This window comes from Microthrixaceae bacterium (assembly GCA_016702505.1).
Classification (GTDB): domain Bacteria; phylum Actinomycetota; class Acidimicrobiia; order Acidimicrobiales; family Iamiaceae; genus Aquihabitans.
In genome coordinates this window covers 86,679-110,850 of sequence record JADJDU010000013.1, presented here as the reverse complement: position 1 = coordinate 110,850, position 24,172 = coordinate 86,679, and the positions used below count along the sequence as shown (strand labels likewise).

General features: G+C 66.4%; 27 protein-coding genes. 13 read left to right on the top strand and 14 right to left on the bottom strand.

Going from position 1 to position 24,172, the window contains the following annotated elements; genetic code table 11:
- A partial coding sequence (locus tag IPG97_14090) for an electron transfer flavoprotein subunit alpha/FixB family protein (protein ID MBK6857639.1) occupies nucleotides 1–380 on the bottom strand: 380 nt, incomplete at its 3' end.
- A gap of 29 nt (nucleotides 381–409) precedes the next feature.
- A complete protein-coding gene (locus IPG97_14085; protein ID MBK6857638.1) occupies nucleotides 410–1,189 on the bottom strand; it encodes an electron transfer flavoprotein subunit beta/FixA family protein in 780 nt (259 codons plus the stop codon).
- Between the two features lie 76 nt (nucleotides 1,190–1,265).
- On the opposite strand from IPG97_14085, the gene IPG97_14080 reads away from it, so the two are divergent.
- On the top strand, nucleotides 1,266–2,210 hold the full coding sequence (locus IPG97_14080; GenBank protein MBK6857637.1) for a diacylglycerol kinase family lipid kinase: 945 nt from the start codon (nucleotides 1,266–1,268) through the stop codon (nucleotides 2,208–2,210).
- Between the two features lie 9 nt (nucleotides 2,211–2,219).
- The gene (locus IPG97_14075) at nucleotides 2,220–2,594 is read left to right on the top strand and encodes a zinc ribbon domain-containing protein (GenBank protein ID MBK6857636.1); all 375 of its coding nucleotides are present in this window, start codon (nucleotides 2,220–2,222) and stop codon (nucleotides 2,592–2,594) included.
- Between the two features lie 12 nt (nucleotides 2,595–2,606).
- Here IPG97_14075 and IPG97_14070 read toward each other — a convergent pair whose 3' ends face one another.
- A complete protein-coding gene (locus IPG97_14070) occupies nucleotides 2,607–3,320 on the bottom strand; it encodes a glycerophosphodiester phosphodiesterase (protein MBK6857635.1) in 714 nt (237 codons plus the stop codon).
- Nucleotides 3,321–3,603: 283 nt separating this feature from the next.
- Here IPG97_14070 and IPG97_14065 point away from each other — a divergent pair, with 283 nt between their 5' ends.
- Complete coding sequence (locus tag IPG97_14065; GenBank protein ID MBK6857634.1) at nucleotides 3,604–3,864, top strand: WhiB family transcriptional regulator; 261 nt, start codon at nucleotides 3,604–3,606, stop codon at nucleotides 3,862–3,864.
- Between the two features lie 105 nt (nucleotides 3,865–3,969).
- Here the strand turns inward: IPG97_14065 and IPG97_14060 are convergent, their stop codons facing one another.
- Nucleotides 3,970–5,493 (bottom strand): sensor histidine kinase, encoded by a 1,524-nt coding sequence (locus IPG97_14060; GenBank protein MBK6857633.1) that lies wholly within the window; start codon nucleotides 5,491–5,493, stop codon nucleotides 3,970–3,972.
- Nucleotides 5,494–5,548: 55 nt separating this feature from the next.
- On the opposite strand from IPG97_14060, the gene IPG97_14055 reads away from it, so the two are divergent.
- Nucleotides 5,549–5,719: a hypothetical protein gene (locus tag IPG97_14055; protein ID MBK6857632.1), complete on the top strand. Its 171-nt coding sequence runs from the start codon at nucleotides 5,549–5,551 to the stop codon at nucleotides 5,717–5,719.
- Between the two features lie 5 nt (nucleotides 5,720–5,724).
- On the opposite strand, the gene IPG97_14050 is transcribed toward IPG97_14055, so the two are convergent.
- From IPG97_14050 to IPG97_14030, 5 genes are all read right to left on the bottom strand, one after another.
- Nucleotides 5,725–6,918 carry an ArsA family ATPase gene (locus tag IPG97_14050; GenBank protein ID MBK6857631.1) on the bottom strand — a complete coding sequence of 398 codons (1,194 nt, stop codon included), beginning with the start codon at nucleotides 6,916–6,918 and terminating at the stop codon, nucleotides 5,725–5,727.
- Complete coding sequence (locus IPG97_14045; GenBank protein MBK6857630.1) at nucleotides 6,918–7,859, bottom strand: ArsA family ATPase; 942 nt, start codon at nucleotides 7,857–7,859, stop codon at nucleotides 6,918–6,920. Before IPG97_14045 ends, IPG97_14050 begins: the two co-directional genes overlap by 1 nt.
- Nucleotides 7,860–7,895: 36 nt before the next feature.
- Nucleotides 7,896–8,123, bottom strand: a complete 228-nt coding sequence (locus IPG97_14040; GenBank protein MBK6857629.1) for a DUF3107 domain-containing protein — start codon at nucleotides 8,121–8,123, stop codon at nucleotides 7,896–7,898.
- Between the two features lie 400 nt (nucleotides 8,124–8,523).
- Nucleotides 8,524–9,741, bottom strand: a complete 1,218-nt coding sequence (locus tag IPG97_14035) for an alkane 1-monooxygenase (protein MBK6857628.1) — start codon at nucleotides 9,739–9,741, stop codon at nucleotides 8,524–8,526.
- Between the two features lie 29 nt (nucleotides 9,742–9,770).
- Nucleotides 9,771–10,373, bottom strand: a complete 603-nt coding sequence (locus tag IPG97_14030; GenBank protein MBK6857627.1) for a TetR/AcrR family transcriptional regulator — start codon at nucleotides 10,371–10,373, stop codon at nucleotides 9,771–9,773.
- 158 nt (nucleotides 10,374–10,531) lie between these two features.
- On the opposite strand from IPG97_14030, the gene IPG97_14025 reads away from it, so the two are divergent.
- Nucleotides 10,532–11,596, top strand: coding sequence for a fatty acid desaturase (locus tag IPG97_14025; protein ID MBK6857626.1), 1,065 nt, complete (start codon nucleotides 10,532–10,534; stop codon nucleotides 11,594–11,596).
- A gap of 28 nt (nucleotides 11,597–11,624) precedes the next feature.
- Nucleotides 11,625–13,166 (top strand): FGGY-family carbohydrate kinase, encoded by a 1,542-nt coding sequence (locus tag IPG97_14020; GenBank protein ID MBK6857625.1) that lies wholly within the window; start codon nucleotides 11,625–11,627, stop codon nucleotides 13,164–13,166.
- A gap of 53 nt (nucleotides 13,167–13,219) precedes the next feature.
- Here IPG97_14020 and IPG97_14015 read toward each other — a convergent pair whose 3' ends face one another.
- Nucleotides 13,220–14,296: an endonuclease/exonuclease/phosphatase family protein gene (locus IPG97_14015; GenBank protein MBK6857624.1), complete on the bottom strand. Its 1,077-nt coding sequence runs from the start codon at nucleotides 14,294–14,296 to the stop codon at nucleotides 13,220–13,222.
- 84 nt (nucleotides 14,297–14,380) lie between these two features.
- Here IPG97_14015 and IPG97_14010 point away from each other — a divergent pair, with 84 nt between their 5' ends.
- Nucleotides 14,381–15,631, top strand: coding sequence for an MBL fold metallo-hydrolase (locus IPG97_14010; GenBank protein MBK6857623.1), 1,251 nt, complete (start codon nucleotides 14,381–14,383; stop codon nucleotides 15,629–15,631).
- 273 nt (nucleotides 15,632–15,904) lie between these two features.
- Here IPG97_14010 and IPG97_14005 read toward each other — a convergent pair whose 3' ends face one another.
- Nucleotides 15,905–17,467, bottom strand: coding sequence for a sulfatase-like hydrolase/transferase (locus tag IPG97_14005; GenBank protein ID MBK6857622.1), 1,563 nt, complete (start codon nucleotides 17,465–17,467; stop codon nucleotides 15,905–15,907).
- A 77-nt stretch (nucleotides 17,468–17,544) separates the two neighbouring features.
- On the opposite strand from IPG97_14005, the gene IPG97_14000 reads away from it, so the two are divergent.
- Entirely contained in the window at nucleotides 17,545–18,426 is an 882-nt protein-coding gene (locus IPG97_14000) for a 50S ribosomal protein L11 methyltransferase (GenBank protein MBK6857621.1), read from the top strand.
- 10 nt (nucleotides 18,427–18,436) lie between these two features.
- Nucleotides 18,437–18,904, top strand: coding sequence for a hypothetical protein (locus IPG97_13995; GenBank protein ID MBK6857620.1), 468 nt, complete (start codon nucleotides 18,437–18,439; stop codon nucleotides 18,902–18,904).
- Between the two features lie 75 nt (nucleotides 18,905–18,979).
- Here the strand turns inward: IPG97_13995 and IPG97_13990 are convergent, their stop codons facing one another.
- On the bottom strand, nucleotides 18,980–19,630 hold the full coding sequence (locus IPG97_13990) for a TlpA family protein disulfide reductase (GenBank protein ID MBK6857619.1): 651 nt from the start codon (nucleotides 19,628–19,630) through the stop codon (nucleotides 18,980–18,982).
- Nucleotides 19,627–20,091: a disulfide bond formation protein B gene (locus tag IPG97_13985; protein ID MBK6857618.1), complete on the bottom strand. Its 465-nt coding sequence runs from the start codon at nucleotides 20,089–20,091 to the stop codon at nucleotides 19,627–19,629. The genes IPG97_13990 and IPG97_13985 overlap by 4 nt, the downstream gene beginning before the upstream one ends.
- A 296-nt stretch (nucleotides 20,092–20,387) precedes the next feature.
- Between IPG97_13985 and IPG97_13980 the strand changes: the two genes are divergently transcribed.
- Nucleotides 20,388–21,077, top strand: coding sequence for a cupredoxin domain-containing protein (locus IPG97_13980; GenBank protein MBK6857617.1), 690 nt, complete (start codon nucleotides 20,388–20,390; stop codon nucleotides 21,075–21,077).
- On the top strand, nucleotides 21,074–21,817 hold the full coding sequence (locus IPG97_13975; protein ID MBK6857616.1) for a multicopper oxidase domain-containing protein: 744 nt from the start codon (nucleotides 21,074–21,076) through the stop codon (nucleotides 21,815–21,817). Before IPG97_13980 ends, IPG97_13975 begins: the two co-directional genes overlap by 4 nt.
- 27 nt (nucleotides 21,818–21,844) lie before the next feature.
- Here the strand turns inward: IPG97_13975 and IPG97_13970 are convergent, their stop codons facing one another.
- Complete coding sequence (locus tag IPG97_13970) at nucleotides 21,845–22,486, bottom strand: response regulator transcription factor (protein ID MBK6857615.1); 642 nt, start codon at nucleotides 22,484–22,486, stop codon at nucleotides 21,845–21,847.
- 29 nt (nucleotides 22,487–22,515) lie between these two features.
- Between IPG97_13970 and IPG97_13965 the strand changes: the two genes are divergently transcribed.
- On the top strand, nucleotides 22,516–22,911 hold the full coding sequence (locus IPG97_13965) for a pyridoxamine 5'-phosphate oxidase family protein (protein ID MBK6857614.1): 396 nt from the start codon (nucleotides 22,516–22,518) through the stop codon (nucleotides 22,909–22,911).
- Between the two features lie 46 nt (nucleotides 22,912–22,957).
- Nucleotides 22,958–24,160, top strand: coding sequence for a GAF domain-containing protein (locus IPG97_13960; GenBank protein MBK6857613.1), 1,203 nt, complete (start codon nucleotides 22,958–22,960; stop codon nucleotides 24,158–24,160).
- Nucleotides 24,161–24,172 lie beyond the last annotated feature (12 nt).

The following is a 24,172-nucleotide window of genomic DNA, read 5'->3' as shown; positions in this document are numbered from 1 at the left end:
ACGATGCCGTCGCCGACCTCGATGTCGGTGTTGTTGGTGAGCACGGGCTTGTCGATCTTCACCGACAGGCGGGCGCCGATGTCACGGCCGTCCTGGGTGGTGCCGAGCATGATGAGATCGGGAGCGTCGCCGCCCTCGATGGCGGCGGCCAGGGCCGCTGCCACGTACACGCCCTGGAGCTTGCCGCTGAGGTCGCCGGTGGCCAGCACCTTGGAGGCGCCGTGGGCGCCGACGGTGGCGGCGATGGCGGCACCGTCGCCGCCGGTGAACACCTCTACGGTGTCGGCGATCTCACGGGCCTTGGCGAGCATCTCGAGGGTGATAGGAGCAACGCCGTTGTCGGTGGTCTCGGCGTGGACCCAAACCTTGGAAAGAGCCATGTTCTTCGTTCCTTTCTCGGGTGGGGGTCTCAGAGGACCTTGAGGCCGTCGAGGAAGTCGACGATCTTTTGGGCGGCGGTTCCGTCGTCTTCGAACACCTCACCGGCCTCACGGGCGGGAGCGGCAGCGACGTCGACGATCTCCTGGCCGGCACCAGACCAGCCCACGAGGGCCGAGTCGATGCCGAGGTCGGAGACGGTGACCGTGTCTACGGGCTTGGACTTGGCGGCCATGATCCCCTTGAAGGAGGGGTAGCGGGGCTCGACCACACCGGCGGTGACCGAGACGAGGGCGGGCAGCGGTGCCTCGACCTCGTCGTAGCCAGCCTCGGTCTGGCGCTGCACCTTGACGGTGCCATCGGCGATCTCGACCGACTTGGCGAAGGTGATCGACGGAAGGTCGAGCACGGCGGCGATCTGCTCGGGCACGGTGCCGGTGTAGCCATCGGAGGATTCGGTGGCGGCCAGCACCAGGTCGGCGCCATCGACGCGCTTGATGGCGGCGGCGAGCACCTTGGCGGTGTCGAGCGCTCCGGCGCCCTTGAGGGCGTCGTCGGAGACCAGCACGGCCTTGGCGGCACCCATGGCCAGCGCGGTACGAAGGCCCGAGACCTCACCGTTCGGGGCCATGGAGACGAGGGTGACCTCGCCGCTGCCGGCCTTGTCCACGAGCTGGAGAGCCATCTCGACGCCGTACGAGTCGGACTCGTCGAGGATCAGCTTGCCATCACGCTTCAGGGTGTGATCCGCGTTGAGCGCGCCGGGGTCGGCGGGGTCAGGGATCTGCTTCACACAGACGACGATGTTCATGGCTGGTGAGTTTGTACGGCCGGACGAGGTCGGACAAATCGGTCTGCCCACCGCTTCCCGCCTACGGTTCGCACCGGTGAAGGTGCTGTTGCTGGTGAACCCGTTCTCATCGTCGGTTACTGCTCGCACCCGAGTGGTTATCCGCAAGGCACTGGCCGGCGATCACGACGTCGAACTGGTCGAGACCGCCCGCCGCAACCACGCCACCCGCCTGGCTCAAGGGGCGGCCGCCGACGGGGTCGAGGTGGTGGTCGTACTCGGAGGCGACGGCACCGTCAACGAGGCCGCCAACGGCCTGGCCGGTAGCGCCACAGCTTTGGCCGTGCTACCGGGGGGATCCACCAACGTCTTCGCCCGCACCATCGGCCTGCCCAACGATCCGGTGGAGGCCACGGCCATGACCCTGGAAGCGTTGGAGGCCGGTTCCATCCGTCGGGTGGGGCTGGGCGTGGCCAACGGTCGCTACTTCTGCTTCCACGTCGGTCTGGGTTTCGATGCTGCTTTGGTGGAACAGGTGGAGAAGCGGGCGGGCCTGAAGCGCTGGGCCGGACACGCCCTGTTCATGTACGCCGGCTTCGACACGCTGGCCCGCCACTACGACCGCAAGCACCCCCACTTCTCGGTTCGCTATCCCGACGGGGACGGGGTGGACGACGGCTACTTCGCGGTCTGCTGCAACACCAACCCCTACACCTTCATCGGCAACCGGCCCTTCGACATCGCTCCCGATGCGACGCTCGACAACGGGCTGGCCATGGTCACCGTTCGATCCCTACGCGCCGACAGGGCCATGAGGGTGATGTTCAAGGCACTCCAAGGCCATGGCGCGCTGCAACGTGATCGGTCTGTCCACTACCGCAGCGACGTGGACGCGGTGGTGGTCGAGGGACTCGGGGGACGACCGTTTCCACACCAGATCGACGGTGACTACCTGGGCGAGATCACCAGGGTGGAGCTGCGACACGAGCCCGAGGTGCTCGACTTGGTTCTACCCGTCGACGAGGGACCCGATCGGCAATAGATTCCGGGCGTGGCGCACTGGAACCTGTACAACGAGATGAGAGTCCAAGAGGTCCGGGGTGGCATTCAGCAGGATCGGATGGCCGCCGACAATCTCCAGGGCCGCCAGCGAGACCGACTCGATGACATGGAGGAGCGGTTCGACCGGCTCCTCCTCCTGACCGAGGCGATGTGGGAACTGCTGTCCAAGCACCTCGGGTTCACCGACGAGCACCTGGTCCACATGGTGCGCACCCTCGACGCCAGCGACGGCCAGATCGACAACCGGGTGACGCGTCCGGCCCGGCCCTGCCCGCAATGCCAGGCCGCGGTACCTCGAGACCGCGCCACCTGCCAGTTCTGCGGGACCGAGGTCCCGGGCTCGAACCTGTTCGACCAGGCCTGACCGCCCGTCTCCTCACAGCCCGAGCTCGTCCAGGACTGCTCTGGCCACATCGGGCACGTCGGTGCACAGTCCATCGACTCCGGCATCGATCAACGCCGCCATGTCCGCGGGATCGTTGACCGTCCAAACGTTGACCTCCAGACCCACGGCATGGGCGGCGTTGAGGACGGTGGCGTCGACCACCGGGTACCACAGGTGCGCGGCGCGGTGCCCACCCGATGCAATCGCGTCCATCCATCCGGCCCAGTCGCCGTCGTTCAGCCCGGCATCGGTGGGCTGGTAGCCGAGCATGGCGGTGGCGATGGCGGGATCCAGTTCGCGGATGAGGTCGATGGTGGGCCGGTGAAAGCAGGAGATGAGCACCCCGGCCTGCTGGCCTCGCTGACCGACCAGCTCGACCACCTGGCGGGCCACCGTCTCGGTCTCGTCGAAGTCGGCGTCGCCCGGGAAGTTCTTGATCTCGATGTTCACTGACAGCCCCGCGGCGGCGTCGAGCGCCTCGTGCAGCTCACAGATGTAGGACGGGAGGTCGCTGCGGGTCAGCTCGCAGATCACCCGGCCATCGGGGAGCTCGGCGTCGTGGTTGACGACGATGTGGCCATCGCTGGTCCTGCGGGCATCCAGCTCGACCCAGTCGGCACCCAACTCGGCGGCGAGGCGGAAAGCCTCGATCGTGTTCTCACGGGCGGCAGCCGAGGCCCCTCGATGGGCGATCACCTTCACCATGACACCGAGTTTGTCACCTACGACCCACACCGGTCTCCGCCTGTGACCTGCGGTTTCTCTCCGTGACAGCCGGAGGGTGACAAAGAGGTGAACGATTTGTGAAAAAAGTGCTTGCAGGAGTACGCAACGGCCGGTACCGTGGTCGTCGCCGTCCGAACCCCCCACCTGCGCTTTAGCGGTCGGAACGGCATGTGAACCGAGTCACGAGCTACCCGCCTGGATCGTGACACCCAACCTTGGAGGCACCGTGGCCCTGAGCTCCGCTCACCTTTTGACGCTCACGATCGAGTCCGACGAATGGCGCCGCACTGCGGCTTGTCGTGACACCGACCCCGATCTCTTCTTCCCGGTCGGCACCACCGGCCCCGCCATCGAGCAGATCGCCAACGCCAAGGCCGTATGCAACCAGTGCGACTCCAAGGCAGCCTGCCTCGAGTTCGCCATCGCCACCAACCAGGACTCCGGCATCTGGGGCGGCACCTCCGAGGAGGAGCGCCGTCAGCTCCGCAAGAAGCTGAACAACCGGGCCCGCCGCACCGCCTGACCATCCCTCTCCGCCCCGGTGGGGGGCGATAACCTCCAAGCTAGCTGTCGCCTCGATGCCGACCCTCCGGGGTCGGCATCGTCGCGTCCGGCCGACCTCCCAACCTCAGTTGGCGAAGGTTTCCAACGGTACGCCCACGGTGATGGACGTTCCGTACCCAGACTCGGGAACATCCAGGTCGATGCGCCCCCGCAGATCCGACTCCACAAGGGCTCGGACGATCGACAACCCCAAGCCTTTGGCCTTGGCGATCTCAAAGCCCTCGGGAACCCCCACTCCGTTGTCGACCACTCGGACCACCAACTCGGACTCCGACCGTTCGAGCTCGACGCAGACCCTCGCCGGCACGGCTTGTCGAGCTGTGGCCGGAAAAGCGTGATCAGCGGTGTTCTGGAGCAGTTCGGTGAGGACCACCGCCATCGGTGTCGCCACCTGAGCTGGCAGCGTGCCCGCGTCTCCAACCACCTCAAAGGTGATGGTGCGTTCGGGTGAGGACACGGCTTCGCTCACCATCTGCACCAGTGGCCGCATGATCTCGGTGAAGGCCACCTCCTCTCCGGCCTCACGCGACAGCGTCTCGTGCACCAGGGCGATCGACTGGATGCGACGTACCGACTCGGTGATCGCCCAACGGGCTTCTTCGCTGTCGGTTCGACGACCCTGCAAATGGAGCAGCGACGAGATCGTTTGGAGGTTGTTCTTGACCCGGTGGTGGATCTCGCGAATGGTGGCGTCCTTGGACAGCAGCAGGCGGTCCCGGAGGCGGACCTCGGTGACGTCACGGAACAGCACAACCGCGCCCGAAACCCCCGCCGAGTCGAGCATGGGGATGCACTTGAGGAGAATGATCACCTCACCTCGCTCGACCTCCTGGGTGATGGGCTTGCTCACCGTGAAGGCATCCCGGATGGGCTCGTCGTCCAGGCCCACCTCGCCGAGACGCCGACCTTCGCTGTTGGCATGGACGCCCATCCGGTGCAGTGCCGACACCGCGTTGGGCGAGGCATATTCGACCGCAGCCGTGCGATCCAACACCACCACCCCGTCACCGACGCGGGGGGATTCCTTGGAATCCGAGTCGTCGACGCGGAACGGGTATTGGCCGGCGGCGATCATGCGGGCAAAGCGGTTGAAAATGTTGCTGTAGGTCCGTTCCAGCTCCCCGGGGGAACGACCCACCGACGGGATGGATTCCCGGGACAGGACCGCAATGGTCCGGCCCTCATGCCTGACGGGAATGCACAGGATCCGCACCTGCTCATGGACGTCTGCCACCTCGACCTCGCCCTCGATGATCTCGTCCACGGCCATGGCTCGGGCGACGACCGGTCGATCGTCAGACGTCACGATGTCACCGATCAGGTCCCGCCGGTAAACGGTTTGGGCCGTGGACGGCCGAACGTGGCCGACCACCACCATCCGCTGCAGGTCCGAATCAGGGTCGCTCAGGGGATCGGCGTGATGGCCCGGGGCCACCGAAGGGTGGTTGAGCACCGGTACGTACAAGACGAGATCGGCGAAGCAGAAGTCGGCCAGCATGTTCCATGACGCCACCAGCCGCTGGAGGTGCATGGTCTGGGCCGGCGCCAGCGGGGTCTGGTTGCGCACGAGCTCGGCCAGCGATGCCACAGAGGGCATCGTAGGATCGCCGCCACCACAGTTCGTCCATCCCAGGGGGAAGCACGTGACGGCCCATGGATCCGAACCTGATCCGGTCGGCAAAGACCTGGCTTTCGCCGAGGCGATCGAGGTGTCCAACGCAGGCGCCAACGGTGCCTACGGTCCTGTGGCATTGCTGCTGATGCCGCTAGCGTCGCTCCTCACTTGGGTGCGCGAGAAGCTGACCCGGCGGTGACGACGTCAGCGCCAGATCTGGTCGCCTAGCGCTAGGAGGCCGGTCAGGTCGGCGATGTCCGACTCGAAGTAGGGCACTGCGGCCACCACATCGGGACTCTGGGCCAGGCTGGCCCGCTGCTCGGCCTCTCGCTTGGCCACCACCTGGTAGTTGAGGAAGCTCTCCCCCACCGTCGACAGCACCCGGGCCACATCGGATCGGTCTCCGACATCAGCCAGGTCGGGTAGACCGCCGGCGATCTCCTCGGCGTCGGCCACCAAGCGACGGGCTACCCCGGTGGTGGCAGTGCGCCGCAGGTACGAGGGCAACACCTTGTTGAGGACCAGCGCGCCCAGGTGGTAGCGGCGTTCCTGAAGGGTCTCGATGAAGAACTCGGCCTCGTGGAGGGGTGCCGCCTCCAACGTGGACACCACCACGAAGCTGGTACGACGGTCGGCCAGAACCCGAGAAACCGCTTCGGCTCGAGCCACGAACCCAGGGGCCATGGTCTGGAAAAGTCCGAAGAACTCGGCGATGTCCTCCAGGAACTGCGAGCCCAGGATGCGATCGGCCACCGTGTAGAACGGCTTGGACGCCATGTTGACCACTCGGGACTTGGCCGGCGCGGTCAGCCAGCGCAACAACTTGGACGAGAAGAAGTCGGCCATGCGTTCGGGGGCATCGAGGAAGTCGATGGCGTTGCGGGTGGGCGGCGTGTCCACCACGATCAGGTCGTAGTTGCCCGAGGAGTGGATCTCATAGAGCCGCTCCATGGCTATGTAGTCGTGGCTCTGGACGAAGCGGGCCGAGATGTTCTGGTAGATGGAGTTGGCCAGGATGGCCTGGCGGGTGCGGTCATCGGGCGCGTGGCGGGCCACCAGGTCATCCCAGCTCTGCTTGGTGTCCAACATGGCGGCCCACAGCTCACCGCGGGGCGTGACTCCGGCCTCGGCAAAGGCGGAGTCGGGCACCCTGGTCTCGACGTTGCCGAACTGCTCCAACCCCAGAGCGGTAGCCAACCGGCGGGCCGGGTCGACGGTGAGCACCAGCACCTTGCCACCCAGATGGGTGGCGGCCATCGCCGCGGCGGCGGCCGCGGTAGTGGTCTTGCCCACACCACCCGAACCGCAGGAGATCACGATCTCCCTGGTGGCCAGGAGCTGCTCGAGCGTGCGAACCCGCTCCTCTTCGGCTGGTTGTTCTGAAACGTCGGCCGCCATCACAGCTCCTCGGCCAACAGCTCAGCCACCTGCCTGGTAGCCCGGGCCCCATGGGTGCGGCTGAACAGGTAGGGAACGAACAGCAGGGGAAGCGATGGGTCCAGCCCGGCCCGAAGTCGGGACAGGTGCCCGGCCCGCGTCCGCCGCAGGGTGACAGCCAACTCGGCGGCATCGAGGATGGGAGCCACGTCTCCTCCGGCCGCGGCCGAGAGGGCGCTAACCCGCTCGGGGGTTCGGAGCTGTTCGAAGAGAGCTTCCTCCCGGTCGGTGAAAAGCTCGGGCAGCACACGGTTTACGACCACGGCAGCAAGGTCGACGTTGGTCTCCTCCCGGAGGCGAGCGGTGAGCTCGAGCGTCTCGGTGACCGGCATCTCCTCTGGCGCCGACACGATCACCACTCCGGTCTGAGCCGGGTCGGTGAGGATGTCGAGCATCCACTGGGTCTGGTTTCGGACCATTCCCACCGACACCAGTTCGTTGATCCCCTGGGGTGCGGTGAGCTGACCGATGATGTGCCCCGACGCCACCGAGTCGACCACCACCAAGTCGTAGTGGCGTTCGCGTACCTCCCAAGCCAGCTTGCCGATGGTCAAGATTTCCTTGACCCCGGGGGCGGCGGTGGCGATGAAGTCGAAGGTGCGGGCCACCGGTCCGATACGGCCCAACATTGGTATGCGGAGCTGGAGGCTCAGGTACTCCTTGAGCGACGCCTCGGTGTCCATGGACATGGCCCACAGGTTGGGTTGGAGCTCGCGAGCGGTGAACGCCGTCTCTCCGGCCTCGTAGAAGTCGGCCAGGTTGCCCTTGGCGTCGACCTCGCAGACCAGAGTCTTCTTGCCTTGCTCAGCGGCCAGCAGCCCGATCGAGGCCGCGATGGTGCTCTTGCCCACGCCACCCTTTCCGGTGACGAACAGGAGCTTTCGATCGAGCAGAGGAATCATGGGGGCCACCCTCACTCGGGTGACAGATGGTTCGGGTCAGCCGCCGAAACCGATTCGACGGTCGTCGGGTCGGCCGATCTCCACGTAGGCCAGCTTCTCGGCCGGCACGCCGACCTGACGCCCCTTACGGTCGGTGAGCCAGAGCGTGGAGCCGTCAGCGATGGCCTTGTCGACGCTGGCCCTCAACTCCTCGGAGTCGGTGCCGTCGGGCATCTCCAGCCCGATCTCCTTGGGGCTGTGGGTGACACCGATGCGAACGTCCACGTGATCCTCCTCGACCGACACCCCGGGCTTCCCGAGGCCGACGCCCATCGTAGGCACTCAGCCGAACTCCGCCGGAAGGCTCTGCCTTTCGGCGGACCCAGCCTTGACAATCGATAAGAGCATCTCGCCTCCTTCGCTTCGATCCACCGATCGACGGTGAGTCGTGCTCAATCCTCCCTGGTCACCCAGGCATATCCGCCTCGCTGAGTGGCCACCAATGGTGTTCGGCCGTCTGACGAGTTGGAGCAGCAGGACTGGGCGGGGGTTCGGGGGCAGAGCCCTTCGTGGCGGAGCCCCCGACCTGCGGAGATCGGCTTTCCGTTCGTAGCAGCGAAGACGTCGGCCGTCAGGCCGGCGATCGAACTCCGCCGGAAGGCTCTGCCTTTCGGCGGACCCAGCCTTAGGCGGCGTAGCGAGCCAGGATCCGCTCCCGCTGGCGCGGGTGGATGTTGGCTCGGGTGATATCACCCTCGTAGTGGTCGAGGACCCGGTGATCCATGACCCGGCGCCACAACGGAGGTACGGCGGCGATGGTGATCATCAGCGCGTAACCCGATGGCAGTTGGGGAGAGTCGGGGAAGTGGCGAAGAGCCTGGAACCGTCGGGTGGGGTTGGCGTGGTGATCGGAGTGACGTTCCAGGTGGTAGAGCGCCAGGTTGGAAGCGATGTTGTTGCTGTTCCAGCTGTGCACCGGCTGGCACTTCTCGTAGCGGCCGTTGGCTACTCGCTGACGGAGCAGGCCGTAATGCTCGATGTAGTTGACGACCTCGAGCAGGCAGAACCCGAACACGGCCTGGACGACCAGGAAGGGCACCACGGCCGGGCCGAAGGCCACCACCAGAGCCGCAAACAGGACCACCGACAGGGCCCAGGCGTTGAGGATGTCGTTGCGAGGAGACCACCACCGGAGCCCCTTACGGGCGAGGCGGCCGGTTTCGAGCTCCCATGCCGATCGGAGGCTTCCGATGACGGTGCGAGGCAGGAACTCCCACAGCGACTCACCCATGCGGGCACTGGCGGGATCTTCGGGGGTGGAGACCCGGGCATGGTGGCCCCGGTTGTGCTCGACGTAGAAGTGGCCGTACCCGGTCTGGGCCAAGGCCACCTTGGACAGGCGTCGTTCCAGCCCTGCTCGTTTGTGGCCCAACTCATGGGCGGTGTTGATCGCCACGCCCGCGACCGTGCCCACGGTCAGGGCGTACCCGAGCCAGGCGAACCACGACAGGTCGTTGTTGACCACCACGTGACAGGCGAACACCAGCCCGGCGTACTGGAGGGGTACATACAGCCACGTGAGGACCCGGTACCAACGGGAGGCTTCCAGTTGGGGGACGGCCCAATCGGGCGGGTTGGACTGGTCGGTGCCGAGCAACGTGTCCAGGATGGGCATGAGGACCAGGATCCAAAGTGGACCCATCCAGTACATGGCATCGAGGCCGGTTCCTTGGGCCCAGCGATGGGCTCCGAGGGGTAGTAGGGGGACCACCAGGCCGATGGTCCACAGGTACTTCTTGGGGTCTCGGTAGCGCCTAGTGCTGGAGTCATCGTGCTCGGTGACACCGGACCTTCCGAGCTCGGCGGCGAACTCGACGGCGGGGTCGGGGCTGATCGCGGTCATCGGGGATTGGCCTCCAGGGCGGGCGGGGTTCACGGGTGAGAGCGGCGGAGCGGACTGGCGGAGGGATCTATGAAGGACCACGCCCCGTCCACCAGGACGGCGGCGGCGATCCGGGCCACCACGTCGGGGGGGTCATCGGGCGCGTTGACCGCGTAGCTGATCACCAGGCGGGTGACAAGGTCGACGAATCGTCGCAACACGACCTCGTCGAGCTCGACCACCTGAAACCGTTCACGAACGATGGCGTCGATGGTGGCGCGCACCCGAGATGAGACCGGGCCGCCGTCTTCGAGGATCAGCGGCAGAAGAGACTCGGGTTCGGTGCGGATCAGCCGATCGAGGAGGGGGTGATCTCTGGTGACCTGGAGTACCGCCAAGATGCCGGCTTCCAACGCGGCCCGAGGGTCATCGGGTAGCTCGGCGGGGGCGACAGCGCTGACCATGCGGTCTGCTTCACGCTCCACCGCGGCGGCAACCAGTTCCTCCTTGGACCGGAAGTGCTTGTAGAGCGTGGGACGAGACACCCCGGCCCGCTTGGCTACATCGCCGACCGTGAGCCGGGAGATCCCATGGATGGCCGCCGCCTCCACCGCGGCTTGCAGTACCCGGTCACGAACATCAGGGTCGGTCACGACGAGCAAGTTAACATCTTGCGTTAATTTGTCAACTTGTATGGGATTGAAGCCCAACGAGTCACCGTGCGTGCCGGTCTCCTCACGGACCGGGTGGGACCCGACTCTTCGATCCGGCCTTCGACCGACCAGAATCGCGCCTCGTGTCCGTTGTCGAAATGCCTGTGCCCACCCGAGCCGACGTGCGAGCGGCCATTCCCGACCGGTGCTTCGAGATCTCGACCACTCGATCGCTCGTGCACCTGGCAGTGTCCTTGGCCATCACCGCCGTTCCAGTCGTTGCTGCTTGGGCCCTTCTGCCCCTGAGTTGGGCATGGGCGCCGGTCTGGGTTCTCTACGCCCTGGTCACCGGTACGGCCGCTATCGGCCTATGGGTGCTGGCCCACGAATGCGGTCACGGCGCCTTCTCCAAGAACAAGGTGCTCCAGGACACGATCGGCTACCTGTTGCACACATCGCTGATGGTCCCCTACTTCTCGTGGCAGCGCAGCCATGCCGTCCACCACGCCAAGACCAACCACCTCACCGAGGGCGAAACCCATGTACCCCGACCCCTGACCGGCCGCCCTGGCCTCCGGTCCAGGATCGGACGGACCCGCTACGCCGTCATCGCCCTGTTCAAGATGTTGGTCCTGGGCTGGCCCGCCTACCTCTTCTTCGGTGCGACCGGCGGCCCCGAGCGCGGGCTGACCAACCACTTCTTCCCCCACGGCCGCTTCTCATCGGATCTCTTCCCGGCCCGCTGGCACCGGCGGGTGTGGTTCTCTGCCGCTGGGGTGATCGCCATGCACGGCCTGCTCATCTGGTGGGCGGTCGCCGCCGGTTCGATCGCTCCGGTCGTGGCCTTCTACGTCGGCCCCCTCCTGGTGGCCAACGCCTGGCTGGTCGGTTACACGTGGCTCCAGCACACCGACCTCGACATCCCTCACTTCGACAGCGACGACTGGAGCTGGCTCAAGGGCGCCTTCCAGACCGTCGACCGCCCGTACGGCCCGATTATCGACTTCCTCCACCACCGCATCGGCAGCACCCACGTCGCCCACCACATCGACCACCGGATCCCGCACTACCGGGCTCGGGAGGCCACCGACGCCATCGCCGCCAACTTCCCCGACTGGTATCGCCACGACCCCACCCCCGTCCCGGTCGCGCTGTGGAGGGTGGCCGGTGACTGCATCGGCGTGGTCGACCTGCCCGACGGCTGGTATTACACATCTGACTGATCTGATCCACAGGGGGACCAGCACCGCCATGAGCAACGAACACGTCCTGGCCATCGACCTCGGCACCGGGGGACCCAAGGCAGCGCTGGTGGACCGCAATGGCCGCATCACCGCCAGCGAGTTCGAGCCCACACCGCTCGACATCCAAGGCGACGGAGCCGCCGAGCAGGACCCCGACGCGTGGTGGCAGGCCATCACCGTGGCAGTTCGGGCCGTGGTCGACAACGGCGGGGTCCCCGCCGACCAGATCGTGGCGGTGTCGATCACCTCGCAATGGTCGGGGACGGTGGCCGTAGACGAGACCGGCCAGCACCTCTACCCCGCGGTCATCTGGATGGATTCCCGGGGTGCCCCCTACGTGCACGATTTGGTCAGCGCCAAGATCAACGTGGCCGGCTATCACCCGCTGAGACTCAAGTCCTGGATCCAAAAGACCGGCGGAATCCCCAGTCACTCCGGCAAGGACCCGATAGGGCACATCTTGTGGCTCCGCCACGAGCGACCCGAGGTCTACTCATCCACCCGCTACTTCCTCGAGCCCTGCGACTACCTGAACGCCCGACTCACCGGACGGATCTGCGCCTCCTACGACTCGATCGTGGCCCACTGGCTGACCGACAACCGGGACCTAGGCCGGGTCACCTACGACGCCGAACTGCTCGCCCTGTGCGGTCTTCGCGAATCGCAGCTTCCCCCACTGGTTCCCTCGGCCACCATCGTCGGTGAGGTCCTGGCCGCCGTAGCCGCGGACTGGGGCCTGGCCCCCGGTACCCAGGTGGTCACCGCCACCGGCGACGTCCACTCCGCAGTGGTCGGGTCGGGGGCGCTGGGCGACTTCGAGGGCCACCTCTACATGGGAACCTCCAGCTGGTTGTCGTGCCACCTGCCCACCAAGCGCACCGACCTGCTCCACAACCAGGCCGCGCTTCCCTCGGCCGTACCGGGCCGCTACTTCCTGGCCAACGAGCACGAGGTCGGCGGCGCGGCGCTGCTGTGGTTGCAGGAACAGGCCGGCATGGTCAGCGACCTCGACGAAGCCAACCGTCTGGCCCAGAGCGCACCCGCCGGCTCCAACCGGGTCATCTTCACCCCGTGGCTGAACGGCGAGCGCACCCCGGTCGACGATCACACCATCCGCGGTGGGTGGAACAACGTGTCGCTCACCAACAACCGAGCCGACCTGGTTCGATCGGTGTTCGAGGGCGTGGCCTTCAACAGCCGATGGCTGCTCGACGTGGTCGAGAAGTTCATAAAGAAGCCACTCGACGGTCTCAACTTCATCGGCGGCGGAGCCAAGTCCGATCTGTGGTGCCAGATGCATGCCGACGTGTGCGACCGGGTCATCAGGCGGGTGTCGGAACCCCAGCACGCCAACACCCGAGGGGCGGCTTTCGTGGCCTGGTTGGCCCTCGGCCGCCAGTCACTAGAGGAACTCAACCGGTCGGTGTCGATAGACCGAGAGTTCCACCCCGACCCCGACACCCGCTCCGCCTACGCGCCGCTCTACGCCGAGTTCGGGAAGATCTACAAGGCCAACAAGGCAATACACGCCCGTCTCAACGCGGACTAAGCCCGGATCCGCCGGAAGGGTCCGCCGAAAGGCAGAGCCTTTCGGCGGATCCGTCAGGTTGGCTTCCAACCGAAGCGGACCTCTAGAGCTTGATGGTCGCTGAGGTCTTCGCCGGCCGAGTCCACGAAGTCGGTGCGGAACCGACGACCCAAGATCTCCAGGTCGACGCCGTCCCCCGAGCGGAAGGCGAACTTGTCGATGCGGCCCGGATCATCGCAGTCGGTGGCCGCACATGAGTCGGCCAGCCCGGTGGCTTCCAAGAACTTGTCCCAGATCACGATGTCGGCACCGTCGGAGCCGTCGGGGTGCTCGTTGTCGGTGTGCAGGTTGGTATCGCCGGCCAGGATCACCGCCGCCCCCTTGCTGTGCTCGGTGATGTAGTCCGCCAACTGTTCGTAGTCGGCGGCCTGCAGTTCCTGGTCCCGCTCAGAACCTCCGGCCTCACCGTGCAGGTTGTAGATGTGCACGACCGCCCCGTCGGCCAGGGTGAGGTGGGTGTGGCTGAATCCCTTCATGGACAGGCAGTCGGCCGCTCCGCCGTCGCTGGTGTCCATTCCACCGAAGCAGTTCGTCCATGAGACCCTCGCAATCTCCTCGATCGGGAATCGCGACAGCGTGCCCAGACCGTCGCCTACCTCCGGGGCGGGCCGGAGCGAGGTGTCGACGCCAGCAGCATCAGGGCCGGGGTGCTTGGTGGACTGGTACTCGTGGGTGACGTCGGCTCTGAGCCGGTCGTGGTAGTTGACGAAGTCGAAACCGCTGGCCAGTTCGCCCCACCAGTCGAAGTCCTCCTGTGTGAGCACCAGGTCGAACTCCTCGAGCAGCGGGCTGATCAACGGAAGATTGACGTCTGGGTGCTCCTTGGAGATCTCCGCCGGAAGCCCGGCCACGTTGTAGGAGAGGACCAGCAGTTCACCGCCGTCGGAGCTGCCACCGGCCGATGTCGGCGCCGAGCCGTTGGGGGCGGTGGTCGACACCGTGGTGGCGGTGGCGTCGTCTCCGCTGTCGCTGCTACAGGCCGTCGTTCCCGCGGTGAGGATCACCGCCATGGCGGCGGCGGCCAGAGCACCACCTCGCCGGCGGGCTGGGGAGCGACGGACGGCAGCGGCATGCGAACCAGAGGTGACCATGGAGGGGCAACCTACCAATCTCCGAGCAAACATTCGGGTCTGTTGGCCGAGCCTGCTTCAAGAGTGGGATGTACGGTGCCGGCCATGACCGACCTGTTCGAGCTGTCCGACTCGATCCTCAGCGGCAAATCCTCGATCGACCAGCACCATCCTTTCGCCCCGTCGAACCAACTGGTAGAGGCCGGTGACGGCGTGGCCTTCGTGGAATCGTTCGCCAACGTCGCCGCCTTCGCCACCACCGACGGCCTGTGTCTGGTGGACACCGGGTCACTGGTGGCCGCCCCCGCCATCCACACCGCCGTCCGGGGCTGGAGCCCTGACCGACTGGCCTCCGCGGTGTACACCCACGGCCACATCGACCACGTGTTCGGCACCGCTGTCTTCGAGGACGAATCGGCCGCCAACGGCTGGGAACCGGCCCAGGTGGTGGCCCACGAGCTGGTCCACGACCGCTTCGACCGCTACGAACGCACCGCTGGCTACAACGCCTGCATCAACCGTCGCCAGTTCCGGGTACCCGATCTCCAATGGCCGCTCGACTATCGACGAGCTGACGTCACCTACCGTGACGAACTGGCATGGAACGTTGGCGACGCCACCTTCGAACTGCGCCACGCCCGGGGTGAGACCGACGACGCCACCTGGGTATGGGCGCCAGAGAGCCGGGTCCTCTGCCCCGGCGACCTGATCATCTGGTGCTCCCCCAACGCCGGGAACCCTCAGAAGGTCCAACGCTACGCCCGAGACTGGGCCGTTGCCCTTCGGGACATGGCCGCGCTCGACGCCGAGGTGCTCTTGCCGGGCCACGGCCTTCCAATCCGTGGTGCCGACCAGGTCCGGTCCGTGCTCACCGATACCGCTGACCTGCTCGACCACCTGGTGAACCACACCCTGGACCTCATGAACGAAGGCGCCACCCTCGACACCATCGTCCACGCCTTGGAGGTACCAGCCGACCTGGCCTCCAAGCCGTACCTTCAACCCATCTACGACGAACCCGAGTTCGTGGTTCGCAACGTGTGGCGCCTCTACGGCGGCTGGTACGACGGGAATCCGGCACGTCTCAAGCCGCCGGCCGACTCCGTACTCGCCGCCGAGGTGGCAGCCCTCGCCGGTGGAGCGCAGGCCCTGGTGTCGAGAGCACGCGCGGTGGCCGACAGCGGAGACCTGCGCCTGGCCTGCCAGCTCGTGGAATGGGCCGTCCAGGCCGAGCCCGACTCCAGCGAAGCACGCGGCGCCCGATCCGAGATCTACGGGGCCCGCGTCCAAGCCGAGCGTTCACTGATGGCCCGCGGCGTGTACAGCTGGGCCGCGCACGAGTCATCAACACCCTGACCACCTGGTCGCCTCAATCCACCGACCGGACTTGGGTCGTGTTCGGCGTACCTGGTCATCCAAGTGCGTTCGGCTCTGTTGCGGCCACCAGATGGTACGCACCCACGATGCACTGGATCACGACGACGGGGCGGGAGTTCGGGGGCAGAGCCCTTCGTGGCGGAGCCCCTGAGACCTGCGGAGATCGGCTTTGCCGGTCGCAGCAGCGAAAACGTCGGCCGTCAGGCCGGCCACCGAGCTCCGCCGAAAGGCTCGCCTTTCGGCGGATCCGGGCTAGAGCCGTGGGTCCCTCCGGACCATCAGTCCTTCGCTGGTGACCCGGTGACCGGTGAGGGACCGATCGTCGTGACGCATCCGCCACGTCAGCAGCCGGGCCCGGGCATCGGACACCCGCTCGGATGCGCCCGGCTCGGCTACCGCATCCACCGGGTCGACGACCTGATCAGGGTCGCGGTCCAGGTCGTAGTAGCGCCACGAACCGTCGCCGAGTTGGACGTACTTGTGGTCTGCGCCTCGGACTACGTCGAGCGCGCACTGCTCCATGGTCAGTCCGAACAGATCCTCGGGGATGTGCTCGACCGGGTCGCGCCAGTCCCACTGCCAGTGGGCTTCGGTTCGCCAGTCGGGCGGGGTGTCATGCGGGCTTCCGTCGCCGTGGAGGAACGGTTGTAGCGGACGGCCATCCACCGATACCGGCACCTCTGCCCCGATCCAGGCGCACAAGGTGGGCATCACATCCACCGACTCGGTGAAGGCGGACACCACCGAGCCTCGGCTGGCATCGGCTGACCGTCTCGGATCGGCCACGATCAAGGGAACGTGGTAGCTCTCGTCCCACCAGCCGAGCTTCTGGATCAGCCAGTGGTCCCCCATCTGGTCGCCGTGATCCGCGGTCAACACCACCAGGGTCGAAGCGGCCAAGCCGGCCCGATCCAGGTAGTCGAGCACCCTGCCGAACTGGTGGTCGACCTCGGTCATGTTGCCCCAGTACGCGGCCCGGAGCTGGCGCATCTCGCGCTCGTCGATCGGGCAGCCCGCCACGTGGGCACCGATCCGGTGCAGTTGATGCTGATCCAGTTCTCGGTCACGGTCCGGCAACCGTCGAAAACCCGGTCCAACGTCGGGGTCGTAGAGATCGTGGTAACCCTCCGGAGCCCGGTACGGGGGATGGGGACGGATGTAGCTCACGTGCGCGAACCACGGTTGGTCACCCCGATCGTCACGTTGGTCCAGCCAGGCCAAGAGTTCAGAGGTCACGAAGGCGGTCTCGGAGTGATCAGCCGAGAACCGTGTGGGTGCCCAGTTGGGAGCATGATCGCCGGCACCGGGAAAGGCGGGGTCGGGCCGGTACAGATCCTTGGGGTCGGCGGGCACGTCTACGCCTCTGGACGCCAACCACCGAGCCCACGGCGTCTTGTCGGCCTCGGTCAAAACCAGTTGGGGCGCGAACCCGGGCAACACGCCCTCGTAGTTCCGAAGTCTGGGATCATCGGGATCCGACACCACCGCGGGGTCGACGGTGGTGTCGGTGTAGCCGAACAAGGTGGGGTCGTAGCCGAGCGCACGAGCCTCACGCGCGATGTTGGTGAAGCGATCGCTCAGGGGGGTGCCGTTACCCACCGAGCGGTGGTGCATCAGGTACAGGCCGGTGTGAAGCGATGCCCGGCTCGGACCACACGGGGCGGTGACCGACCAATGGTTGGCGAAACGAACGCCACGGGCTGCCAGCCGATCAAGGTTCGGCGTCTTCACCACCGGGTGCCCGGCAGCCGACAGGCAGTCACCCCGCCACTGGTCGACGGTTACGAACAAGACGTTGGACGCGGACTCCGCCATCACCTCGAACCGTACCCCCAACCGGTCGACGCCCCGCCTCGTACAGTCGGGGCGTGACTGGCGAAGGTTGGTACTCGGTGACCATCACCAGCCTGGGGGACCCCGAGATGATCGCCGACCTGTTGTGGTCCTTCGGACCTCCGGCCGTGGAGGAGAGGGCGGGCCCCGACGAGGCGGTGATGGTGACCACCGGCTTCTCGGACCTGGACACCGCCAGACGGGCCGCCAACGCCGTGACCGATCGGGGCCTCGGTCTAGCCGAGGTGACGGTGGTGATCGATGATGGCCTCGATGGTTGGAGGACCCACGCCGAGGTCGAGTTGGCGGCGCCGTTCGCGGTGATCCCAGCCTGGCTGGACGTCGAAGCACCGGTCGGGTTTCGACCGCTGCTGATCGAGCCTGGTCCCACCTTCGGTTCGGGCAGCCACCCCACGACCCGACTGGTGCTGTCGCGCATGGCGCAACTGCTCGACGGGTTCAAACCGGAGCCAGGAGACAGAGGCGATGTCACGGTGCTCGATGTGGGATGCGGTAGCGGCATCCTCGCCGTTGGTGCGGCGCTCTTGGGCGCGCGATCGGTCGGCATGGACATCGACCAGGCAGCGGGCTCGGTCACCCTGGCCAATGCCGAGCGGAACGGAGTCACCCCCCTCGTCTCCTTCGACTCCCGCCCCATCGAGGAGATCGCCAGGTGTGGTCGAGACGGCGATGGTTTCGACCTGGTGGTGGCCAACCTGCTCGCCCCCGTCATTCGCGACCTGGGCCCTGCCCTGGTCGCGGCGACATCGCCAGGAGGGGCCCTGGTGGTGTCGGGGCTCCTGGCCGACCGCTGGGCCGAGGCCGTGGCCACGCTGGAGGACCGGGACATGACCGTGGAGGCGGTCGATGAGGACGAGGGCTGGGTGGCCGTCGTCCTCCTACATCGGGTCCGGCACGCAAGGCTGCCAGCCGCGACCTAGCGTCGGGACCATGGCGCTCACCCCGGTGCAGGAACTGACGTTCGACCCTGATGAGCCTGGTCCCGCCCACCAGCAGGTCACGTCGGCCATGGAGACGCCCGGCGGCTGGCTCAACCTGACACCGGTCCCCGAGCCAGGCGAGGAACCCCCACCCCGCAACCTCTTCGTCTCCATCTTCTCCTCGCGAGGACCCGAGCTGCCGCTGGCCACCGTCAGCCGAGACCAGAAGGAAGGTCCGACCATCAAGGTCGGCCTGCAACATCCGGGCGGACCCAAGGCCGTCGACCGACTCGCCCGTGATGGACTGGGGCTCCCCCCCGGGTGGTTGGTGGTATCGGACCACCCCCGACGGGGCCTTGTCCTATCGGCGCCGTCCACCGACGCGGAACTTGCCGTCGACTGGTTGTTGGAAGCGGCCGAGCGGTTGACCATGACTCCGCTTCCCAGCCGTTGGGCGGCGCGGCGCTACCAGCCCTGAGGGCCAGCCCCACCCCTTGCCGCGATCAAGGTCGGTGCCGATGAGGCCGATCTCAGCCCGTTTCGGCAAACAGCCTCAGACCGAACCGGTGCTGGCGGCCTTCACCAGGTCGTCGAACTGGTCCATGGTGAGCTCGCCGCTACCGCGCGCCACCACCTTCCCGTCGGCATCCACCGCCACGAAGAACGGGAAGGAGTTCAGCCCGAACTTCTGGGCCGCCTCGTCGTCCACGTCGTCGAGGGTGGGAGCGGTCCACTTCTCACGCTCCAGCCAGTCGACAGCCGGATAGTTCGGGGCGCTCGGATTGTGGGCGGTGGCCACCCCGATGAGCTCCACATCGTCGGGCATGGGAGAGTCCGGCAGGTGCTCCACAATTCGGGGGACCTCGGCTTGGCAGTGCGGACACCAATGAGCCAAGAAGACGATCAGCTTGGCCTTGCCATCAGGGCTGATGGTCATCTCCTTGCCGGCCAGGTCGACCCCCTCGACGGTGGGAATGGTGCAACCCCGGGCCGAATCGCTGCCGTCCTGACCCAGTTGGGGGAGACCTTCACCGGCAGCCACGGGGCACTTCCCCGGCTCGGTCTCGGGGACCACCTGGGCTTCCTTGTCCTTGGCCCCACACGCGGTCAAGGACAAGGCCATCGCCATCACCACGGCCATGGCCCCGACGCGTCGGGCGGCGCCACGACGCCGTGAGAGAGCTGGACGGGAGGTGAGGTTCACTTTGACTCCGAAATTGGGGACAGCGACAACAGGGCGAGGATGAGCACGAACCCAGACAGGGCCATGCCGGGGATGGTCAGGTAGCCGAATCGTTCCACCCAGATGATGGAACAAGGGTTCAGGGGGTCACAGCTCGTGCCCTCCAGGGTCGGGAAACGCTCGACGAAGAGGTGCCAGATCGAAACCGGCACGCCGAGCCCGGCCAATACCGCGGCGTAGAGCCGGATCCCTTGATCCCGGCGAAACGCCGCCAGACCCAGTAGTGGTACCAGCGGGTACATGGCGATGCGCTGGAACCAGCACAGTCGACACGGCGGGAAGTCAGCCACCTCCGACAGGTACAAGCTGCCTGCGGTGGCGACGACAGCGACCGCGAACGCGGCCCACAGGCTGTAGCCACCGATCCAGCCGCGCAGCCATCCCCGCCTCCCGCCAACAGAGGCGAACAGCACCACCAGCATTCCGATCTGAGCCACGGTGGCCAGCACGGCGAAGAGGAGGGTGACGGTATGCGTGGTCATCAGTTCAGGGGCAGCCTAGGAGCCCGACGAGGCGAGGCATGCCCGCTCGATCCGTCTTGGTTTGCCGTCCACATTCAACCCGATGGCGGAGTCGTCACGCGGTGACGTTGGTCAGTACCGTCAGGGTCCTTCGGCCCTACTGTCTGTGCCAAACCCACAGCAGGCTGTTCCGGTGCCGTGGCCACCCCCGTTCACGCGCCGTGTCGTAACCGACCACCCACTCAAGGAGTAACCGGGTGTCTCCCGCTAGCCAGACGATGCTTTCGCGCTTCGCCGTCGTAACCTCGATCTTCGCCCTGATCATGGTCGGGGTGGTCGCGGCCACCAGACCAGAAGGGGGAGGTTCGGGGTCGGCTTCTACGGCGCCCGTGGCTGTCGCCCTCAGCGAGTTCGCCATCTCGCCCTCCACCGTCACGGTACCCAAGGGCGGATCCATCAACGTCACCAACAACGGTTCGGTGGCACACAACGTCGGTGTCACCGACACCGCCCTCAAGACCCGAGACCTCAACGGTGGCGAGAGCGACACCCTCGACCTGTCTGAGCTCGATCCCGGTACCTACGAGCTCTACTGCGCGATCTCGGGCCACAAGGAAGCGGGAATGACGGCCACGCTGATCATCACCGACGGCAGCGCTGCCTCAGCGGAGTCGGCAGCACAGAGCGAAGGGTCACACGCGACCGGCCACGACGACATCGCCACCCTCGACCCCTCCGACGCCCAGGCGCAGCGGATCAACAAGCAGTTCGAGGACGACATGAACGCCGGCGTCCAGACCTTCTTGGACTACGCCGCCAAGTACGCCAACGGCGAGATCGCCACCGGCAACCAGCCCATCGAGCCCGAGGTCGAGGCCGACGGTACCAAGGTGTTCAACCTCACCGCCGAGATCACCGACTGGGAGGTGTCCCCGGCAAGACGGTGAAGGCTTGGACCTACAACAACCAGGTCCCCGGACCGTGGATCCGGGTCGAGCCCGGCGACAAGGTGAAGATCAACCTCACCAACAAGCTCCCCATCTCCACAGACATCCACTGGCATGGCATCGACGTCCCCTTCGAACAGGACGGCGTCGCTCCCATCACGCAGGACTTCATCCGGCCGCTCGAGGAATACAGCTACGAGTTCACGGTCCAGAACCATCCGGGTATGGGCATGTACCACGCCCACATGCACGGCCAGACCGCCATCGTCAACGGCCTGTTCGCCATCTTCCAGGTTGGCGACGTGCCTCTGCCCTTGGGACGCACCGTGGGCAACGTGGAGATCCCCGCCGATCTCGACGTGACCACCCTTCAGGAGATCCCGATGGTCCTGAACGACGCTGGCGTCATCGGCCTCAGCCTCAACGGCAAGTCCTTCCCCGCCACCCAGCCCATCGCGGCCAAGAAGGACGAGTGGTTCCTGATCCACTTCTTCAACGAAGGCCTCCAGGGTCACCCGATGCACCTGCACCGCCAGCCCCAGATCGTGGTGGCCAAGGATGGTTTCCCCCTCGATGCCCCATACCGGATGGACACCCTGTGGGTGTCGCCAGGTGAGCGCTACACGGCGCTGGTCAAGGCCGAGGACCCCGGCAAGTGGGCCTTCCACTGCCACATCGTGAGCCATGCCGAGAGCGACGAAGGCCTGTTCGGAATGGTCACCGTTCTGATCGTGGAGTAGCGAGTGAACCCCCGGACCGAGGTCGAATCACCGCTCCCGGCGATCGGCCATTCGAGCGGCGTACACCGCGGCCTCGGTCCGGCGGCTCATCCCGAGCTTTGCCAGCAGGTTCGACACGTAGTTCTTCACCGTCTTCTCGGCCAGGTGCATCCGCTCGGCGATTTGGCGGTTGGTGAGCCCCTCGGCCAGAAGCTCGAGGATCTTGGATTCCTGGCCGGTGAGACCACCGGTCAGGTCGTCCTCATCGGCATGACGGAGGCGATCGAGCACCCTGGTGGTCACCGACGGATCCAACAGGGACTCCCCCGCCGCCACCCGGCGAATCCCATCGAGCAGTTCGTTGCCACGCACCTGCTTGAGCACGTAGCCGGCGGCACCGGCCACGATGCTGTCCACCAAGGCCTCGTCGTCGGAGAACGATGTCAACATGAGGCAACGAACGTCGGGATGTGCCGATCGCACCTCACGAGCCACCTCGATGCCCGAGTCTTCCCCGAGACGAACGTCGAGCACCGCCACGTGGGGCGTGCACAGCGGGATCCTGGTCATGGCCTCGGACGCGTTGGATGCCTCGCCAACCACCGACATGTCGTCTTCGTGGTCGATGAGGTCGCGTACGCCACGCCTGACCACCTCGTGGTCGTCGGCCAGGAACACTCTGATCGTCATGGGCTCCATTGTGGCGGCCGGGAGCAGCCGTGAGCACGCTCCTGGTCATCGATCAGGGGGAATGCCTGCGCCTGCTCGGCGGGGTACACCTGGGCCGGCTGGGGTTCACGTCACGTTCGCTACCGGTGATCCTGCCGGTCAACTTCGTCGTCGATGACTCGCGGGTGGTGTTCACCACCGATTCCGCATCCATCCTCGCTGCCGCCATAGCTTCCGATATCGCCTGCCTAGAGGTCGATGATCACGACGCGGTGTCCCACACAGGCTGGAGCGTGTTGGCCACAGGCCACCTGAACGAGCTCTCCGACGACGAAGCCGACGAGGTGACCCGAAGGGCGCCACTCCCGTCATGGCGTCCGATGCCCTTTCCCCACGTCGTGGGGCTGGAGATCGAGATGATCTCGGGTCGACGGCTCTCGCCGTGAGACCGCGGTCTTCACCACCCTGATCTGCATGGCCTAGCGTCCAAGGATGGGTGACCCTGCGGACAACCCCAGCGTGCCTGACCGACTGGGGACCGACCGCCTCCAGCAGCTGGTGCAGGCCATGGTCGATGTGGGAAGCCATCTTGATCTGCCCACCGTGCTGCGCCGAATCGTCGGCACCGCCACCGACCTGGTGGATGCCCGCTATGGCGCCCTCGGGGTGCTCGACCCGACCCGGACTTCGCTGATCCAGTTCATCACCGTCGGCCTCTCGCCAGATGAGGTCAGACGGATCGGAGACCCACCGAGCGGACATGGGATCCTCGGGCTGTTGATCACCGAACCCGAACCGATCCGGCTACCCGATCTCGGGCGCCACCCCGACAGCTTCGGGTTCCCACCCGGCCATCCACCGATGACCTCGTTCCTGGGGGTACCCATCACCGTCCAAGGCCAGGTCTTCGGAAACCTGTACCTGACCGACAAGCAGTCCGCCGCTGAGTTCACCCCCATCGACGAGGAGCTCGCCATCGGCCTCGCCACCGCGGCCGGAGTGGCCATAGACAACGCCCGCCTCCACCAGCGGGTGAGGGACATGGATCTGCTCGAGGACCGTGAACGCATCGCACGCGACCTGCACGACACGGTCATCCAGAGATTGTTCGCCACCGGTCTCTCGCTCCAGGCATCGGCCCGCCTGGCATCGGATCCCACCCTCCACGACCGCATCCAGGTTGCCGTCGACGACCTGGATGCCACGGTGCGCGAGATCCGGGGAGTGATCTTCGGGTTGCACGCCGACCGGCGCATTGCTGGCGCCAGCTTGCGCCGCGACCTGCTCCAGCTGGCTTCGGAGTTGGCCGAAACCCTCGGGGCCGAACCTCGGTGCCGGTTCCACGGTCCCGTCGACAGCCTCGTCGCCTCCTACGACGAGGATCGTCCGGGCCCGGCTCTGGCCGCCGATGTGTTGGCGGTGGCCCGCGAGGCGTTGACCAACGTCGCTCGCCACGCCCGCCCTGGGAGTACCGAGGTAGAGGTGTCGGTGGCCGACGGGTGGCTCGTGATGGTGGTTCGAGATCCTGGGCTTCGCGAAGAGGGCGACCACAGCACGGTCTCCACCGACGGAGGTCACGGCCTACCAAACATCACACGACGCGCCGAGGCGAGGGGCGGTTCGGCATCGTTCCAACCGGACCCGGAGGGATCTCGTCTCATCTGGCGGGTGCCGCTCGATGCCGGCTCCACCTAGGATGGCCCGCCG

Coding starts and splice junctions, on each gene's coding strand:
- IPG97_13960 (MBK6857613.1), top strand. CDS start 22,958: ATGGGTGACCCTGCGGACAACCCCAGCGTGCCTGACCGACTGGGGACC.
- IPG97_14050 (MBK6857631.1), bottom strand. CDS start 6,918: ATGGCGGCCGACGTTTCAGAACAACCAGCCGAAGAGGAGCGGGTTCGC.
- IPG97_14035 (MBK6857628.1), bottom strand. CDS start 9,741: ATGACCGCGATCAGCCCCGACCCCGCCGTCGAGTTCGCCGCCGAGCTC.
- IPG97_13985 (MBK6857618.1), bottom strand. CDS start 20,091: ATGCTGGTGGTGCTGTTCGCCTCTGTTGGCGGGAGGCGGGGATGGCTG.
- IPG97_13995 (MBK6857620.1), top strand. CDS start 18,437: ATGGCGCTCACCCCGGTGCAGGAACTGACGTTCGACCCTGATGAGCCT.
- IPG97_14070 (MBK6857635.1), bottom strand. CDS start 3,320: ATGGTGAAGGTGATCGCCCATCGAGGGGCCTCGGCTGCCGCCCGTGAG.
- IPG97_14025 (MBK6857626.1), top strand. CDS start 10,532: ATGCCTGTGCCCACCCGAGCCGACGTGCGAGCGGCCATTCCCGACCGG.
- IPG97_14005 (MBK6857622.1), bottom strand. CDS start 17,467: ATGGCGGAGTCCGCGTCCAACGTCTTGTTCGTAACCGTCGACCAGTGG.
- IPG97_13970 (MBK6857615.1), bottom strand. CDS start 22,486: ATGACGATCAGAGTGTTCCTGGCCGACGACCACGAGGTGGTCAGGCGT.
- IPG97_14045 (MBK6857630.1), bottom strand. CDS start 7,859: ATGATTCCTCTGCTCGATCGAAAGCTCCTGTTCGTCACCGGAAAGGGT.
- IPG97_14020 (MBK6857625.1), top strand. CDS start 11,625: ATGAGCAACGAACACGTCCTGGCCATCGACCTCGGCACCGGGGGACCC.
- IPG97_14010 (MBK6857623.1), top strand. CDS start 14,381: ATGACCGACCTGTTCGAGCTGTCCGACTCGATCCTCAGCGGCAAATCC.
- IPG97_14085 (MBK6857638.1), bottom strand. CDS start 1,189: ATGAACATCGTCGTCTGTGTGAAGCAGATCCCTGACCCCGCCGACCCC.
- IPG97_14015 (MBK6857624.1), bottom strand. CDS start 14,296: ATGGTCACCTCTGGTTCGCATGCCGCTGCCGTCCGTCGCTCCCCAGCC.